16 protein-coding genes and 1 tRNA gene are annotated in these 17,229 nt (G+C 38.4%); 12 read left to right on the top strand and 5 right to left on the bottom strand.

Annotated elements, in window-relative coordinates; translation table 11 throughout:
* The first annotated feature begins 156 nt into the window (after nucleotides 1-156).
* The gene (locus MJY40_RS11270; protein ID WP_317854339.1) at nucleotides 157-435 is read left to right on the top strand and encodes a hypothetical protein; all 279 of its coding nucleotides are present in this window, start codon (nucleotides 157-159) and stop codon (nucleotides 433-435) included.
* Nucleotides 436-438: 3 nt separating this feature from the next.
* On the opposite strand, the gene MJY40_RS11265 is transcribed toward MJY40_RS11270, so the two are convergent.
* The gene (locus MJY40_RS11265) at nucleotides 439-1,128 is read right to left on the bottom strand and encodes a metallophosphoesterase (protein WP_317854338.1); all 690 of its coding nucleotides are present in this window, start codon (nucleotides 1,126-1,128) and stop codon (nucleotides 439-441) included.
* Nucleotides 1,129-1,854: 726 nt separating this feature from the next.
* On the bottom strand, nucleotides 1,855-2,646 hold the full coding sequence (locus tag MJY40_RS11260; RefSeq protein ID WP_317854337.1) for a GTP pyrophosphokinase: 792 nt from the start codon (nucleotides 2,644-2,646) through the stop codon (nucleotides 1,855-1,857).
* 217 nt (nucleotides 2,647-2,863) lie between these two features.
* On the opposite strand from MJY40_RS11260, the gene MJY40_RS11255 reads away from it, so the two are divergent.
* Nucleotides 2,864-5,185, top strand: a complete 2,322-nt coding sequence (locus MJY40_RS11255; protein ID WP_317854336.1) for a SpoIID/LytB domain-containing protein — start codon at nucleotides 2,864-2,866, stop codon at nucleotides 5,183-5,185.
* Between the two features lie 243 nt (nucleotides 5,186-5,428).
* On the opposite strand, the gene MJY40_RS11250 is transcribed toward MJY40_RS11255, so the two are convergent.
* Both MJY40_RS11250 and MJY40_RS11245 read right to left on the bottom strand, forming a co-directional pair.
* Nucleotides 5,429-5,845 (bottom strand): HIT family protein, encoded by a 417-nt coding sequence (locus MJY40_RS11250; protein WP_317854335.1) that lies wholly within the window; start codon nucleotides 5,843-5,845, stop codon nucleotides 5,429-5,431.
* A 319-nt stretch (nucleotides 5,846-6,164) separates the two neighbouring features.
* Nucleotides 6,165-6,629: a hypothetical protein gene (locus MJY40_RS11245; protein ID WP_317854334.1), complete on the bottom strand. Its 465-nt coding sequence runs from the start codon at nucleotides 6,627-6,629 to the stop codon at nucleotides 6,165-6,167.
* A gap of 427 nt (nucleotides 6,630-7,056) precedes the next feature.
* Here MJY40_RS11245 and MJY40_RS11240 point away from each other — a divergent pair, with 427 nt between their 5' ends.
* From MJY40_RS11240 to asnA, 8 genes are all read left to right on the top strand, one after another.
* Entirely contained in the window at nucleotides 7,057-8,118 is a 1,062-nt protein-coding gene (locus MJY40_RS11240; RefSeq protein WP_317854333.1) for an undecaprenyldiphospho-muramoylpentapeptide beta-N-acetylglucosaminyltransferase, read from the top strand.
* Between the two features lie 128 nt (nucleotides 8,119-8,246).
* Nucleotides 8,247-9,104 carry a peptidylprolyl isomerase gene (locus tag MJY40_RS11235; protein WP_317854332.1) on the top strand — a complete coding sequence of 286 codons (858 nt, stop codon included), beginning with the start codon at nucleotides 8,247-8,249 and terminating at the stop codon, nucleotides 9,102-9,104.
* A gap of 20 nt (nucleotides 9,105-9,124) precedes the next feature.
* Nucleotides 9,125-9,589: a hypothetical protein gene (locus MJY40_RS11230; RefSeq protein ID WP_317854331.1), complete on the top strand. Its 465-nt coding sequence runs from the start codon at nucleotides 9,125-9,127 to the stop codon at nucleotides 9,587-9,589.
* 230 nt (nucleotides 9,590-9,819) lie between these two features.
* Nucleotides 9,820-11,427, top strand: coding sequence for a CTP synthase (locus MJY40_RS11225; RefSeq protein WP_317854330.1), 1,608 nt, complete (start codon nucleotides 9,820-9,822; stop codon nucleotides 11,425-11,427).
* Between the two features lie 432 nt (nucleotides 11,428-11,859).
* Nucleotides 11,860-12,486 (top strand): M20/M25/M40 family metallo-hydrolase, encoded by a 627-nt coding sequence (locus tag MJY40_RS11220; RefSeq protein ID WP_317854329.1) that lies wholly within the window; start codon nucleotides 11,860-11,862, stop codon nucleotides 12,484-12,486.
* Nucleotides 12,420-13,307 (top strand): M20/M25/M40 family metallo-hydrolase, encoded by an 888-nt coding sequence (locus tag MJY40_RS11215; protein WP_317854328.1) that lies wholly within the window; start codon nucleotides 12,420-12,422, stop codon nucleotides 13,305-13,307. Before MJY40_RS11220 ends, MJY40_RS11215 begins: the two co-directional genes overlap by 67 nt.
* Nucleotides 13,308-13,620: 313 nt before the next feature.
* On the top strand, nucleotides 13,621-14,085 hold the full coding sequence (locus tag MJY40_RS11210; protein ID WP_317854327.1) for a SoxR reducing system RseC family protein: 465 nt from the start codon (nucleotides 13,621-13,623) through the stop codon (nucleotides 14,083-14,085).
* A gap of 47 nt (nucleotides 14,086-14,132) precedes the next feature.
* The gene (asnA, locus tag MJY40_RS11205; RefSeq protein ID WP_317854326.1) at nucleotides 14,133-15,140 is read left to right on the top strand and encodes an aspartate--ammonia ligase; all 1,008 of its coding nucleotides are present in this window, start codon (nucleotides 14,133-14,135) and stop codon (nucleotides 15,138-15,140) included.
* A gap of 196 nt (nucleotides 15,141-15,336) precedes the next feature.
* Here asnA and MJY40_RS11200 read toward each other — a convergent pair whose 3' ends face one another.
* On the bottom strand, nucleotides 15,337-16,122 hold the full coding sequence (locus MJY40_RS11200) for a TrmH family RNA methyltransferase (protein ID WP_317854325.1): 786 nt from the start codon (nucleotides 16,120-16,122) through the stop codon (nucleotides 15,337-15,339).
* A gap of 244 nt (nucleotides 16,123-16,366) precedes the next feature.
* Here MJY40_RS11200 and MJY40_RS11195 point away from each other — a divergent pair, with 244 nt between their 5' ends.
* The gene (locus tag MJY40_RS11195; protein WP_317854324.1) at nucleotides 16,367-17,011 is read left to right on the top strand and encodes a lactate utilization protein; all 645 of its coding nucleotides are present in this window, start codon (nucleotides 16,367-16,369) and stop codon (nucleotides 17,009-17,011) included.
* 111 nt (nucleotides 17,012-17,122) lie between these two features.
* Nucleotides 17,123-17,205, top strand: a tRNA-Leu gene (locus MJY40_RS11190).
* Nucleotides 17,206-17,229 lie beyond the last annotated feature (24 nt).

The raw sequence follows: 17,229 nt of genomic DNA, 5'->3' as shown, positions 1-17,229 counted from the left end.
TTTGTCAAGCCCCCTAAATTATTTGTTATTTTTAGAATCATACCAGAAAACATTTTAGCACAAACCAAAGCCAAAAAGCAACAAAAAAACAGATATATCAGAGGTTTTACATGAATTTCTTTTGAATGGGTATATTGTGACTATGGAGGTGTTTTTATGAAAGATGGTTTGACGTTATTATTGGAAAAAGCAAAGGGAAATCCAATGCTACAAAAGACGATTTTGGCAACCAAACAAGAGAAAGACCCAACGCTGGCACTTTGTGAATTGGCAACAAAAGAAGGGTGTCCTGTGACTGTTGGTCAGGTATATGAACGAGGAGAATGGTATTTGGCACAGTTGTCTGAAAGCAGGCTTGGTGTTACAGAACCAAGGGCTGTTTTGGGTGATGTGGTAGGTGAATTTTATGCTGCAATTGAAGGGTTGAAATTGTAGTCATTACAAAATCTTCTTTGGTGTGAAATCCAAATAATCAGCAGAAATCAAATGATATTCTATGCCTTCTAACATACCTTGGAAGGCTTTTTTATGGTGTTCTGCGTGATGCAAATGACCATATACTACATGATGAATGGGATATTCACGAAAAATCTCCACAAATCCTGAAAGTTCATGTTGCTCATTCATAGGTGGAAAGTGCATCATCAAAATGATTTGTTTGGCACCAGAACGCATAGCAGAATCTAAGGATAGACGCAATCTCATTTGTTCACGTTTGTATAGCTTTTCATCTTGTTCTGTAAATTGCACTTCATTTGGACAAGTCCAACCACGACAACCACAAATAAACCAATCTTCATATTGTGTATGGTTGTTTTTTAAGAAGGATAGTTCTGGAAATTGACGTTCCAATTTGGATGTGGATTTCCACCAATAATCGTGGTTGCCTTCCAATAGGATTTTACGCCCATTCCAAGCAGAAATCATGGATAAATCAGAAACTGCTTCCGCTTCTGACATTGCCCAAGAAATATCTCCAGCCAAAAGAGCGGTATCCTCGTCAGTGATGATACCGCTCCAGTTTTCTATGAGTTTTTCTTTGTGATTTGTCCAGTTGCCACCAAACATGTCCATTGTTTTTTCTTTGGTAGATGGCAAATGTAAATCACCAATGGCAAATAAGCCCATATGTGTCTCCTTTATTGGTTATGTGTCTGCTACGCTAAATGCTTATAATCTGTAGTACGTTGATTTTGTAGGGGTGACGTTTCGTCACCTGTTTGGATGTTTATGAATTAATTTTAGATTGGGATTTATTCACTTTTTAGAACTTTTCAGACCTTACTTTTTGACACCAAAAAGTAACAAAAAGTGCCACTACTTCCGAAGCGTGGAGCACGGTTCAAGGGGCTGCGACCCCTCGAAACTCCCTTGCAAGGTGGAATCCAATTAGCTAGAGAAATAATTTATATTCGAGCAAACTTCCTTCATGGCTAGAGACGCTTATTGAAATTTTCACTAGTAATAATTGAGAGGATTCCACTTTGCAAGCAAAGGCTGAGTGGAACCCTCAAAGCCACTATATACAAGCTATTTTCAAGGTTTTGAATCAGTAATCAAGAGGGGAGGGGCTTGTCACTCACGGTCTAATCGTAGGATTTACATCACTAGTCATCTGTCTGTCGGGGGTATTTTTAAGGACTCACCGCCAAAGATATGGCGGTCACACGTAGTGTGATTTTGCTTGCAAAATGATGACCCCTTTTCTCTAGTGAAAAGTAAGGTCTGAAACTCTTTAAACCTTAAACCGCTTCCACTCCTAGAATTACCTCTCTTCATATCCTACCTTATTTTTTACTGGAAGATGATATCTTCCCCTACATCACACTACACATTATATAAATAATCTCTGCATCAAATATTATAGCTCGTTGCCAAATGATCCAATTTTTGATTGAAGGAACGCAAAGCATTGAGATCTTCTTTGTTCCAAACTGCAATAAATTCCTTGTCGATTTCATCCTTTTCTTGGATACTTGCACGGAAATTCAGGCTTTGGATTTTCTCCAAAATATCAGAAACCAAAGAGCTTCTAATGGCATTCAAACGTTGTGCATTGCGAATTTCTTCTTTAATAGTAGACATTTCTTGATCCAAGTAATAAGCAGCTTCTGCACAATGTGTCAAACGTTCTTGCAAATCATCGGGAATGTTGCCACTGTATTTGTATCGCAAAGAATGTTCTGCTGTTGCCCAGAAATTCATGGCAATGGTACGAATTTGGATTTCTGCCAATACATTTTTGACACCCCAAGCGGTGTTCAGTGGATATTCAATGATGAGATGATAGCTACGATAGCCACTTGGTTTTGTATTGGTGATATAGTCACGTTCTTCCAAAACCTTGAAATCTTTACGATTGCGTAAAAGACCAGCTACTTTTTCAATATCTTCCACAAATTGGCACACAATACGAATACCTGCAATATCCTCAATTTTATCTTCAATTTCTGCAAGGGCATAGTGTTTGCGTTTGGCTTTGTCCAAAATACTGGTGGATTGTTTCACACGACCTGTGATGCTATCAATAGGTGAATGCATATACAATTGCTTACATTCAACGCTCATATGTTGTATTTTCAAAAGAAGTTCATCTGTTGCTTGCTGATAAGGCAATAAAAAAGATTTCCAATTAATTGCGTTCACTGCTACACTTCCTTTCATAATTGCTATAACTCTATTACCTATAGTTTACTACAAAATTAAATTTTTCACAATGATTGTTTTTGGTATTTTCAGGAAAATCATATCATTTTTTCTGACAAAAAAAGCAAAATACATTGGTTATGAAACAAGACTTGTCCTCATAGAATATAGAAGATATGCAATGGAAATGAAACTGCATTACCTAGGGGGTAGCGATATGAAATGGATTTGTATTTGCTTGATGTGTTGTATGCTGACAGCATGTGGAAGTATGCAAAAAGAGTCAAGCTTGGGTTTGGAAAATGGTACTGCAACAGAATTGCCTGATTTGGGGCGTATTGGTGAAGAAACCACCATCACACGTGGAGAAGTTGCCAAAATGGTGGCACTCGCCTTTTATACCCAAGAGGAATTGATGGAATTGGAGGATGTGTCTGATTTTTCAGATGTATCCCATACAGATACAAGCTATCCATACATCAATGCTGTGGTGGAAAAGGGGTTCTTTTCTGGCGATGAGGAAGGGTTTCGAGGAGATGAAAACTTGATTTTATCAGAAGCACAAGTTCTCCTCAATCGCATTGCACCAGACTATGAAAGCCAAATGGTTTTGACAGATGAAAACAAAAATATGCCTGTGAGTTATGGTTTGTGGATGGAATTGTATGAAAGGGCACTTTGTTCCAGACGTGGTGAAGATAGTTTGTATTCCTATGGGATTTCATTGGATCATCAGGTGTTGTTTGCTGTGGAAGGGAATCAGGCAACTTTTGATGGTGGCATATATACCCATACATATACAGGTTTGGAGCAATACATCAACACAGAAATTTCGTTTTTGGTCAAGAATGGTACACTCATTGGTTTGTGGGAAGTTGTGGATGTCAGTCCAACCATTTTCAGTGTCTATGCAACCATAGAGGGCAATGAATTGACCATTTATAGTGCAGTGGAGCAAACCTATGTTTACCAAGGTGATGATTGGGAAGGTATTTGCAATGTGACCATAGAAAATGGTGTTGTGACAGTAGAAAAAGGATATTTATTGGAACAACCCATCATCAAACGTGTAGACAATGAAGAAATATATTTGGCAGATATTGGGGAATTGTATTGGGCAGAAGGTAGAAGGATTTACAAAGAAGATGGCAGTTTTGGCACACCTTGGAACTTGATTTCTGGTTCGGATATGGCAGATTTTTATTTGGATTCTGATGGAGACGCTTTGGGTGCTGTCATTAAAGAAATGCCATTGCCAGAAGAAATACGAGTTCTTTTGGGTGGTGGTTTGCAAGAAAAATTGACCATTTTTGGTGATTTCACATTGACCAATGGGGATGTGACACAGAATTTTATGGATGAAATTGTGGTATTGACACCAGATTCTGATTGGGTCAAAGAAGGTATTGTAGAAATTACAGGCGATGCAACCTTAGAATTTGCAGATGGAGTACAACGCACTTATGATGGTGCTTTGGAAGTGATGGAAATGGATGGGGCTTTGTCTGTGGTCAATGAACTACCATTGGAATCCTATTTGTTGGGTGTGGTACCCCATGAAATGCCATCTTCTTTTGGTCAGGGTGCATTGGAAGCCCAAGCAATTTCTGCCAGAAGCTATGCCTATAACCAATATTATGCCAATGCTTATGGAGAATATGGTGCTCATGTGACAGATACTGTTGCAAGTCAGGTGTATCATGGCAACGATACCACAGAAGAAGCAAGAGATGCAGTGGAAGCCACAAAAGGATTGACTGCAACCATAGATGGCAAAGTGGCACAGACCTATTTCTATTCTACATCAGGTGGATTTGGTGCCAATTCCAATGATGTTTGGAGCAGTGATGGTAGCTTTTCGGGCACAGGTAAATCCTACTTGCAATCGCAAGCATATGGTGTATCGGTGGAAGAACCAGAATCAGAAGCAGATTGGCTTGCATTTTGGCAAGATTGGGATATGGAAGGTTATGATATGGATTCCCCTTGGTATCGCTGGAAAGTCTATTTCTCTTGTGGTCAATTGACAGATATATTGGAACAAACTTTGCCAGAAATTTATGCTGCAACACCAAACCTAGTGAAATATTCTAAAGATGGAGAAACTTGGATTTCAGGTGTACCAGATGACTTGGGTAGACTTCAGGGGATTCAAGTTGTGGAACGTGGTGATGGTGGTGTGATTCGTGTGCTGGAACTCAATTATGAAGATGTGTCGGTTCGTGTTTCCACAGAGTATGCAATCCGTAAATTGCTATCACCAACCAATGTTTCAGAAGATGGAGATGATATTTATTTGCAACGATACATTGGCGAATCGGTAGTGGGTCAAAGCATCTTACCAAGTGGTCACTTTGCCATCAAAGAAATGGAGAATGAATCAGGTGAATTGACAGGCATTGCAATTTATGGTGGTGGCAATGGTCATGGTGTTGGAATGAGTCAATATGGAGCAAAATATCTTGGAGAACAGGGGTATTCAGGTGCTGAAATCATAGAAGAATACTTTACAGGCGTAGAAGTGAAACAGGTGATGTAACATTAACTCAAAATCAGGATTTTGAGTTGTAGACATAGGTGAAAAAGACGATTTCCTCGTGCAAGTGATTCTATGAATCACCTAGAAATCGCTTTTTGTCCCATTCACCGCAAAGATTGCGGTCAGCATAAGCTGACTTTGCGAAGCAAAGTGATGATCCTGACGAAATACGATTCCGTCTGCGGATGAAAGTCTGCGACGCTGAAAACCAAAAGTAGGGGCGACCTATGGTCGCCCGTTTCATTAAATGATATTCAATTTTTTTTGCATTGCTGTAATATCTGCATCGCTCAAATCCATTGGTTTGTATTGAATGGTGATGCCATCGTTTTCGAAACGTGGAATCAAGTGCAAATGGAAATGGAAGATGGTTTGTCCTGCTACAGTACCATTGTTTTGCATCACATTCATATGATCCAATCCAAGGGTTTCTTTCATGTGTTTTGCAATTTTGGTTGCCAAAGCAAACAAACGAGCAGCTTGGTCGGGTTCCATTGCAAAAATATCCGCAACATGGTTCTTAGGCAAAATCAAAACATGACCTTCATTTGCAGGGAAACGATCTAGGATTGCTTTGAACTCATCATCTTCATAGATCACAGCAGAAGGAATATCTCCATTTAATATTTTACAAAAAATACAGTTTGCATCGTGGCTCATTTCATTCATCCTTTCCAATATAGTAACGTATGTCTGTCGTCCAAATAATATACGGACAGCCGCTAGGGCTGTCCCTACACAAAGTATATCACAAAGGAAAGAAATTTGCATAGAGTTATATAAAATAGATTGTAAAAACTGAAATTTTATGTTTTTAGCGTCGCAGACTTTAATCCACAGGCGGAATTTATTTCCGCCGAGGACAAAAAGCGATTTCTAGGTGCTTTGTAGAAGCACTTGCACGAGGAAATCGTCTTTTTTACTTATGACAACAACTCGGAATCCTGATTTCGAGTTAGCGTGTCAAGTTTTTGACGCGCTATACAAAATATTTTGCAAATAAAAAGGTCAGTGCTGTTGCGTGACTTTGTTTGTCAGATGCAATTTCAAAGAAAATATGCCCGACTTCTTCCATTGGAATGGATAGGTACAAAGTACGATAGAAATCATGGTTGTCAATCTCCAAAAGGAGTGTATCTTCCAATAATTCTTTGCCACTTAAGGTGGGTGTGTTGCCCTTTGGTAGTGGCATTGGTTTTTCTTCTGTAATGAGAAAGGCGGCTTCTTGCAACAATTTCCCATGTTTCAATTGATCCAAAACCATGGATTTTGTGATTTGGCTTTCTTCTTGCAAAATAGGGTCATTTCCTAGAATTTCGTAGCGTTTGCCAACATCCATTGCTTCTTGCATGGAAATGGTCAAAAGCTCCAGAAGGCGTTTGTCCTCTGCAAGTTGGTTTTTGCTGGCAGTGGAAATGGTGGTATTGCGATTGTATGGATACATAGGCATCTCCTTTTATGGTTATTAGGCAATATCACACAACCCTATATCACAATCTTTACGGTTTATTTTCCCGTCAAAGTCATCAAAAATACTCGACGATATTTCCAATATCGACTCCGTTTTTTTATGATTCTGACAGAAAAATCTACTCGCAAATCTTGCAATCAGAATTGTGTGGCATTACCTTAGTATTATATGTAATATTTTTTTGGAATATGTCCAGTGAAGAATGAATAGTGAATAGATAAAAGATAAGATTCTTCACTGCATTCTGAATGACAGTGCGAATGTACTGTAGGGACAGATTCCATATCTGTCCGCTATAAATTTGCAATAAAATCATCATATCTCTAAATTTATATGGCAGTTCTACTGATTTTTTGGTACAATAAAATATCATGTACATTATAGAAAGAAGGTCAATTTCATGGCAAAAAAAATATTGCTTACAGGTGGCGGAACTGCTGGTCATGTGACACCCAATTTGGCACTGATTCCATACCTACAAGAAGAAGGTTGGGAAATTGAATATATGGGTTCCAAAGAGGGAATCGAAAAGGTTTTGATGGCAGAAGCAGGCATTCCATACCACGGAATTGCAACAGGTAAACTGCGTAGATATATCTCCAAGGAAAATTTGAAAGATATGTTTCGTGTGGCAAAGGGTGTTGCAGAAGCACAAAAAGAAATTCGTAAAATCAAACCAGATCTTGTGTTTTCCAAAGGTGGATTTGTGGCAGTGCCTGTGGTTTTGGGTGCAAAAGCAAATGGCATTCCTGTCATCATCCATGAATCGGATTTGACACCAGGACTTGCCAATAAAATTGCAATTCCAGCAGCAAAAGTGGTTTGTACCACATTCCCAGAAACCTTGGACTATATACCAAAAAACAAAGGGGTTCATGTAGGTTCTCCTATTCGAAAAGAACTATTTTTAGGCAATCGTCAAACAGGTCTTGGTTTGTGTGGATTTACTGGAGAAAAACCTGTGCTTTTGATGATGGGTGGTTCTATGGGTGCTGTCAAATTGAATTTGTGTTTGCGTAGTGTATTGCCAGAGCTATTGAAAACCTTTGATGTGATTCATCTTTGTGGCAAAGGTCATGTATCAGAAGAATTGCAGGTGTTACAAGGATACAAACAATTTGCTTATGTTTCCGATGAATTGGCAGACTTATTTGCAGCAACGGATTTGATTGTTTCACGTGCAGGTAGCAATTCCATCTTTGAATTTTTGGCATTGGAAAAACCACATTTGTTGATTCCTTTGTCCAAAAAAGCAAGTAGAGGTGACCAAATTCTCAATGCAAACTCTTTCCAAAAACAAGGATTTGCAAAAGTATTGGAAGAAGAAGAAATGACAGGTGAAACCTTCCTTTCCAATGTGATGGATTTGTATGCAAATCGTGTGGAGTATGTGGAGCAAATGCAAAAAAGCCAAATGACCAATGGTACAGAACGTATTTTGCAAGAATTTCACAAAATTTAAGACTTTTATAGAAATATAAATTGACATCGTTGGTGAAATGTAATAGAATTATTTTTATTTGTTTCATCATAACGTAAAATTGTCTGTCTTGTGTGGACTGAAATTGGGATTATCCTTAGGAGGATATTATGAAAAAAATGATATGTATGGCAATGGCGTTGGTTTGTGCGTTTTCTCTTGCTGCTTGTGGTGGCTCCAGTGCAGAAACCACAACAGATGCTACAACAGAAGCAGAAACAGAAGAAGTTGTAACAGATACAGAAGCGCTTGCAGAAAAACAAGAAATCAATGGTGTGTTGCAAGTAGGGCTTCCTGAAGTTGGAGAAGAAGTGGTTTTGATTGAAACCAATATGGGTGATATTTGGTTGCAATTGTATCCAGAAGAAGCACCACTTGCTGTAGAAAATTTCAAAGCTTTGATTGCAAGCGGATATTATGATGGCATTATCTTCCATAGAGTTATGGATAACTTCATGATCCAAGGTGGTGATCCAACTGGTACTGGTATGGGTGGTGAAAGTGCATATGGTGAAAAATTCCCGGATGAAATTTCTCCAAACCTTCATTTCTATAGAGGTGCTTTGGCAATGGCAAACTCTGGTGCAAATACAAATGGTAGCCAATTCTTCATCTGTCAAAATCCAGTGGCATCAGAACAAATCATTGGAATTTTGGAAGAACTCTTGGCAGCACAAGGGGATGCAGAAGTTTTGCAAACAGCTGATGGTGCTTTGTATACAGTAGAAGATATTTACACACAAGAAGTGTTGGACTACTACCAAGAAGTTGGTGGCACCATTGAATTAGAATTCATTATGGGATTGTTGTATCAAACAAATGCAGCATACACCATTTTTGGACAAGTGTTTGAAGGTATGGATGTTGTAGATGCCATTGCAAAAGTAGAAGTTGGTGGCGACCAAGGTACCACACCAGTGGAAGATGTGATTATGGAATCTGTTACACTTGTGGAATACACAGGTTGATAGAAGTTGAGGAGATTGTAATGAAGAAGTTTGGTTTATGGATGGTTGTTTGTATTTGCATATTGGGTGCAATGGTCGGTTGTACCAAAAAAGAAGAGTCCACAGCCGAAGTGACTGAATCTGTAGAAGAAGTGTCCGCAAAAAAAGAAGAAGTGAGTATGGAAATCCAGTTTTCCAATGAAACAGGCGAAAACATTGGTATCCTGAAAATACGACCCACGGAAGAATACGATTGGTCAGAAAATCTAGTGACCGACGAAGCGTGGAAAGATCGATATGAAGTACCTGTCTTTGTCAACGGTATTTTACCTGACATAGAGACTGGTTGGGAAGTGAAAACTACGAACCTACAAGGAGAAGAAACCATCTGGAAAGATGTGGTGCTTGCAGATGATACAACTGTCATTTTCGCAGTAGAAGATGGTGTCTCCTTCGTTTCTATCCAAGAAACAGAAACAAACGAACAAACAGAGGTGACTGAATAGGGGGTATATCCCTTTATTTCAGTCCCCTTTTTTCTTTGGTGTAAACAGCTGTTTTTTGGCAAAATCAGTAGGAATCATAATAAAAATGTGCTTTTGTAGGGACGCCCCTATGTGGGTGTCCGTAAGTTTTACGGATTGAAAACGAATCAATAGCGGTGAAAACCTTGGTGAAAGCCAAGTGTATCATATAGTTAAATATTGGGGAAAAGAAAAGAAAAGGAGAATGTCACATGGAAACGAAGTATATTTTTGTAACAGGCGGTGTTGTTTCAGGTTTGGGAAAAGGAATCACAGCAGCATCCCTTGGTCGTTTGCTCAAAGCAATGGGTTATTCTGTAAGAATACAAAAATTTGACCCATATATCAATATTGATCCAGGTACCATGAGTCCATATCAACATGGGGAAGTATTTGTCACAGAAGATGGTGGCGAAACCGACTTGGATTTGGGTCACTATGAACGTTTCATTGATGAAAACTTGAATAAATTCAGCAATACCACAACAGGTAAAGTGTATTGGACGGTTTTGGAAAAAGAAAGACGTGGTGAATATCTTGGTGGAACTGTGCAAATGATTCCACACATCACAAATGAAATCAAAAAAAGAGTCTATGCTGCTGGTGCTGAAGCAGATGTGGTCATCACAGAAATTGGTGGTACTGTAGGGGATATGGAAAGTACACCATTCTTGGAATCCATCCGTCAAGTGGGTCGTGAATTGGGTCGTGAAAACTGCTTGTACATTCACGTAACCTTGATTCCATATTTGACAAAAGGTTCTGAAATGAAAACAAAACCAACACAACATTCTGTCAAAGAGTTGCTTTCCATTGGTATCCAACCAGATATGGTGGTATGTAGAACAGAACGTAAAATTAGTAGAGAAATGAAAGAAAAATTGGCTTTGTTCTGCAACTTGGATTCTGACTGTGTTATTGAAAACTTGGATGCAGACAGCTTGTATGAATTGCCTTTGATGTTGCGTGATGAAGGCTTGGCAAAGGTAACTTGTCGCAAATTGGGCTTGCAAGAAAGAGAAATGGACTTGCAAGACTGGTGCGAAATGTTGGAAAAAGAAAGAACACCACAAACAGAAGTGGAAATCGCATTGGTTGGGAAATATGTGGAACTGCATGATGCATATCTTTCCATTGCAGAAGCATTGCACCATGGTGGAATTGATAACCACGCAAAAGTCAACATTCGTTGGGTGGATTCTGAAAAATTGGATGATGGCGATGTGGAAGCAGAACTTGCTGGTTGCCAAGGCGTTTTGGTACCAGGTGGTTTTGGTGTGCGTGGTGTCTTGGGTAAAATTAGAGCCATCCAATATGCAAGAGAAAACAACATTCCTTTCTTTGGTATTTGTTTGGGTATGCAATGCGCTGTCATTGAATATGCAAGAAATATTTTGGAATGGAAAAAAGCAAATACCACTGAAATTGATGAAAAAACAGAATATCCAGTCATCCATTGGATGCCAGACCAAAAAGACATTGCAAACTTGGGTGGTACCATGCGTTTGGGTGCATATCCTTGTCAATTGGCAGATGGTTCCAAATCAAAAGCAGCTTATGGCACAGATTTGGTACAAGAACGTCATCGTCATCGTTTTGAATTCAACAACGAATTCCGTGATCAGTTGATGGCAGCTGGTTTGCAAATCACAGGTGTGTCTCCTGATGGACGTTTGGTGGAAATTGTGGAATTGCCAGAACATCCTTGGTTTGTGGCAGTACAATTCCATCCAGAATTCAAATCCAGACCCAATAGACCACATCCATTGTTCCGTGATTTTGTGAAAGCGGCATTGGACATAAGGGAAATAGAAGAATAATGTATTACAACGCAAAAAAAAAGTGATAAAGTGTAAATTTTTTGTGATGAATGGTTGGTTCATAAAACAAAAATAGATAGAAATATATAAAAAGATATGAGTTTTTTTGATAAAATTGATGGTTTAATTTAGGAAGGCAGAGCAATCTGCCTTTTTTATTTGTATATAATGTCTACTGTATAAGTAGGGTTTTGGTATATTTCAATTGGTTTTCAGACAAGTTGCCAAATTATAAGAAATTAAGAAATCCGTTATTGACAACAAATATGGGAACACGTATCATTATACATACGAGAAATAAGGGGAAATCTCGAAAAGATAGGGATTATTTAATATATTGTCATTTGCAGGATAGAATTTTGAAATGTACATATATTCTAAAAAAGGCGATATTGTACCAGTGTGAAATAGGATTTACGAAGGAGGAACACAATGAACGTGTTAGAACAATTTGATCAAGAAAGGGTCTTTTATTTTTTTGAAGAGATTACAAAAATTCCCCATGGTAGTGGCAATGAGAAAGCATTGAGTGATTATTTGGTTGCTTTTGCAAAAGAACGCAACTTATATTATATACAAGATGAAGCATATAATGTCTGTATCAAAAAAAATGGTGCTTTGGGTTGTGAAAATGGAAAAACCGTTATTTTGCAAGGGCATATTGATATGGTGTGCGAAAAAAATAGCGATGTCATTCATGATTTTATCAAAGAACCTTTGGATATTTATGTAGAAAATGGTTTTATTCATGCACGTGGCACCACTTTGGGTGCTGACAATGGCATTGCAGTTGCTTATATGTTGGCATTGTTGGATAGCAACACAATACCACATCCTCCATTAGAAGGAGTGTTTACTGTGGATGAAGAAGTAGGTATGAAAGGTGCATTCCAATTGGACACTTCTATATTAGAAGGAAAATGGTTCTTGAATATGGACACAGAAGAAGAAGGTGTTTTGCTTTCTGGTTGCGCTGGGGTAGAAGAACACGTTTGGATTTGCCTTTGGTTTGTTTGCCAAATGAGGGGAAGGGTTACAAAATTTCTGTTCGTGGCTTGAAAGGTGGACATTCTGGTGCAGATATCCACTTGCAAAGAGCAAATGCCAATTGTTTGATGGGGCGTATTTTGGATGTTTTGCAACATGAATTGGAATACGATTTGGTGTCTGTAGATGGTGGCAATATGGACAATGCCATTTGTAGAGAAGCAGATGCAGTCATTGTGTTACGTAACAATTGTGCACTTCATATGCGTGAAATTTTGGGAGAAATTCAAATCAACTTGGATGTGGAGTTTGGGAATACAGAACCGAATATCATGCTATATGTGGAAGCAGTTGAAGAAGATATTCCAATGGTATTGTCAGAAGATACCAAGGAGAAAATCATCCAAGTGTTGTTGCAATTGCCATATGGTGTACAAACCATGTCAGCTGATATGGAAGGACTTGTGGAAAGCTCCAATAACATTGGTATTGTGAAAACATTGGAAAACACCATTTATTTTGACTGTGCAATGCGTAGTTCTGTGGAACATAAGAAGATTCGTATTTATGACAAAGTATGTTCTGTTGCAAAACAAGTTGGTGGCATTGTGGAAATTGTCAACGATTACCCAGGTTGGGAATATAACCCCAATTCTGAAATGTTGGCATTCTTTGGAAAAGTATATGAAGATATGTATGGAAAAGCACCTAGAATAGAAGCGATTCATGCAGGTTTGGAATGTGGATTGTTTGCACAAAAAATGCCTGGCTTGGATATGGTATCCATTGGACCAGAAATGTATGATGTGCATACACCAGATGAAAGATTGTCCATTGCATCTACTTTGCGTGTTTGGGACTATCTCAAAACAGTTTTGGCAAATATCAAATAAAGAAAAGCCACAAAGTCGAGTTGATTCGGCTTTGTGGCTTTTTTACGAAATATTTGTAAATTTTTGTAGGGGTGTCGTTTCGGCACCCGCAATATTTATGGCAATGCATTTGTAGGGGATGGGTTTCCCATCCTGCATGTTTTAGATAAAGCGTGTGTTATAAGGATATTTTGTTGCACTTATCTTCATCTTGTCACAAAGTCCATCCTTTATTTTTGTCATAAATTAACCTTTGCTTTCGTTGTAATTTGGTGTATAATAAAAAACAGTGAACATTATCAAAAATACAAGGCACAGAAAGGTGGCTTATCATATGAAAGGCGTTGTAACAAAAGATTCTGGCAAAATGGTAACGGTACACATCAAACGTTTGGAAGCATGTGGACACTGCAAAGGCTGTTTGGCTGGATATATGGAACAAGATATGGATTTGGATGCAAAAAATCTTTGCGATGCAACTGTAGGCGATTGGGTGGAATTGGGGCTTCAAGAAAATGCCTTTCGTAATGCAGTTTTGGTGAGCTATGGTCTACCTTTGGTTGGGTTTATGGTTTGCTTATTCTCAGGCTATTATTTCTTGGCACCAGTGGTTCCAACTATGGATTCTGGCTTGGTTGCATTTTTGTGTGGATTTGTGGGAATTTTGGTCAGCTATGGTTGGATCAAAAGCCAAACTGCTAGATGGGAAGCCGGTAAATATATCCCAATGGCACTCCATTTGACCACAGAAGATGTGTATGAAGAAGTGGATGCCGATGATGAAATAAAATTCAAGTAAAAGAGAAAGTGATATTTTCAATTATATTATACAATGGGAGGTTTCATATGTTAAAATCAGTTATTCCAGAAGGATATCAATCAAAATTATCCTTGTACGAAACACAACACGCAATTGGTATGATTCATACTTTGTTTTCAGAAAAATTGTCCAATAACTTGAATCTCAAAAGAGTTTCTGCACCTTTGTTTGTAGATCCAGCAACAGGTCTCAATGACAACTTGAATGGTGTGGAAAGACCAGTTTCTTTTGACATTCCAGCAGTTGGTTTGGATGCAGAAGTGGTACATTCTTTGGCAAAATGGAAACGTATGGCTTTGCACTTGTGTGATTTCTATGCAGGCAAAGGTTTGTACACCAATATGAATGCGATTCGTCGTGATGAAGAATTGGATAACTTGCATTCTATCTATGTGGATCAATGGGATTGGGAAAAAGTAATTTCTGAAGAAACCAGAACCATTGCAGAATTGAAATCAACAGTACAAGGTATTGTAGATGCTTTCTGTGATACATTGGATGCAATCAAAGTGAAATATCCTATGATTCAAACAGATATGAGTCGTGAAATCACATTTGTGACCACACAAGAATTGGAAGATAAATATCCAACTCTCACAGCAAAAGAAAGAGAAAATACATTTGTCAAAGAACATAGAACCGTTTTCTTGATGGAAATTGGTGATGTAATGAAATCTGGTGAACGCCACGATGGACGTGCTCCTGATTATGACGATTGGAAAATGAATGGGGACTTGTTGTTCTATAACGATGTTTTGGATTGTGCTTTTGAAGTATCTTCTATGGGTATTCGTGTAGATGCAAAATCTTTGGATGAACAACTGACAAAAGCAAATTGTGATGACAGACGTGAACTTCCTTTCCATAAAATGTTGTTGGCAAATGAATTGCCACTGACAATGGGTGGTGGCATTGGTCAATCTCGTACCTGTATGTTGATTTTGGGCAAAGCGCATATTGGTGAAGTGCAAGCATCTCTTTGGGACAAAGATACCATCGAAGTTTGCAAAGAAGCTGGCGTAATTTTGTTGTAAAATAAATCAATACATATAAAAAATACCCTTGTCTACATAGATGAGGGTATTTCTGTTTTTGATGATAGGTGCGACAGAATGGTCAAGACCATTCCCTACAAGGCACATGGATGGTTTGTAGTATTTGGGTTTTGTAGGGAGCGATGCCCACATCGATCCGTAATCCTATAACATATAAATTTTTTAATTGGTTACATCATTTCAATCTTTGACGTACCACTTCATACATCAAAACCCCAGCAGCAATGGAAGCATTCAAAGATTCTGCTTGTCCAGGCATGGGAATCTTCACAAATTGGTTGCACAAATTGGCAACAGCATCAGACAATCCACGTGCTTCATTTCCAATGAGGAAACCACAACTTTTGGTCAGTGGCAATGTATATGGATAGTCAGTTCCTTGTAAATGTGCAGCATATAAGGAAACTCCTTTTTCTTGCAAAATGGTTGCAGTTTCAGACAAATCCACATTTTGGAAAATAGGCAAATGGAACAAAGAACCCATTGTGGAGCGTAACACCTTTGGATTGTATACATCCACACTACCTTTGGATAGAAATACACCATCAGCACCACAAGCATCAGCTGTACGAATGATGGTACCTAAATTGCCAGGGTCATTGAGTTCTTCTGCCAAAATAAAGAAATAATTCTCTTTTGTAGGCAATGTTGCAATGGTATCTTGACGTTTTGCACAGACAGCCAAAACTCCTTGTGGCGATTCGGTATCACATAAGTCTTCAAATAAATCATCAGGAAATACAATTAGATTCCAACGAGTTTCAAAATCGATGGTATCCATTTCTTTGGAGAATGTTTGTGAGCAGGCAATGAAATCCACAGTCCATGTATCTGGAATTTCAGACACAAAGCGTAGGCCTTCTGCCAAAAACAGACCTTCTTTGTCACGATTTTTCTTAAGCTGTAAGCCTTTTAGGCGTTTGTAAATTTTATTTTGTGGGCTTTCAATATATTTTGCCAAAATGGTTCCTCATTTCTATATTGTGTCAGGGAATGCTACATATACCCATACACTCATATTATTGTTTACAGTAGGGGGGGATAGCATCCTCCTGAAGGTTTCATTTTCATTGATGTTATTATACCACGAGATTCTGTACAAGTGTAGAAAAATAGGTGCAAAGCAACAAGAAATGTGATAAAATGAATAGCATACATTGTATATACAAAATCAAAAAGTATCTTGTTGTCTTTGAAAGGAGCGAATGAAATTGAGTACACCTTTGGAAATGAGAAATGATTTGCTTGGCAAAAAACTAGTTGGAGAATTGGAAAAAAGAAATTTTGAGGCATATTATTGCAAAACATCAGCGGAAGCCATGGAGAAAGCCTTTGCTTTGATTCCAGAAGGAAGTTCTGTTTCTTGGGGTGGTTCTGTAACCATTCGTGAAATGGGTTTGACAGATGCATTTCATGCAAAAAATTACAAAGTAGTGGATCGTGATTTGGCAAAAGATGCAGATGAAAAATTTGAACTCCAACGTCAAGCATTGATGGTAGATTGCTATGTGACCAGTACAAATGCAATCACTGAAGATGGCGTTTTGGTGAACATTGATGGTGTTGGCAATCGTGTTGCTGCAATGAGCTTTGGTCCTAAAAATGTAGTTGTCATTGTAGGGATGAATAAAGTAGAAAAAACAGCAGAAGATGCATTGACACGTGTTAGAACCTATGCAGCACCAGTCAATAGCATGCGTTTTATGGGTAAAACACCTTGTGCAGTGGATGGGGTCTGTCATAATTGTAAATCTCCAGAAAGCATTTGCAACCAAATGTTGATCACCAGAAATTGTAGACCAGCAAAAAGAATTAAAGTGATTTTGGTTGGAGAAGAATTGGGCTTCTAATAGGATGATAGAGTGGGTGGATGAAAAATCCATCCATTTTTTTGAAAAAATATAAAAAAATATATTGACGTGATGAAAAAATTATGCTATTATATCCAAGCAGTCATTCATGCGGATGTGGCGGAATGGCAGACGCACCAGACTCAAAATCTGGCGGGGGTGACCTCGTGTGGGTTCAAGTCCCACCATCCGCACTTAGGCAAGTACAATTGTACTTG

It is taken from the genome of Chakrabartyella piscis (assembly GCA_030067835.1).
In the GTDB taxonomy this organism is placed as follows: Bacteria; Bacillota; Clostridia; order Lachnospirales; family Anaerotignaceae; genus Chakrabartyella; species Chakrabartyella piscis.
This window is presented reverse-complemented; position numbering and strand designations above follow the sequence as displayed.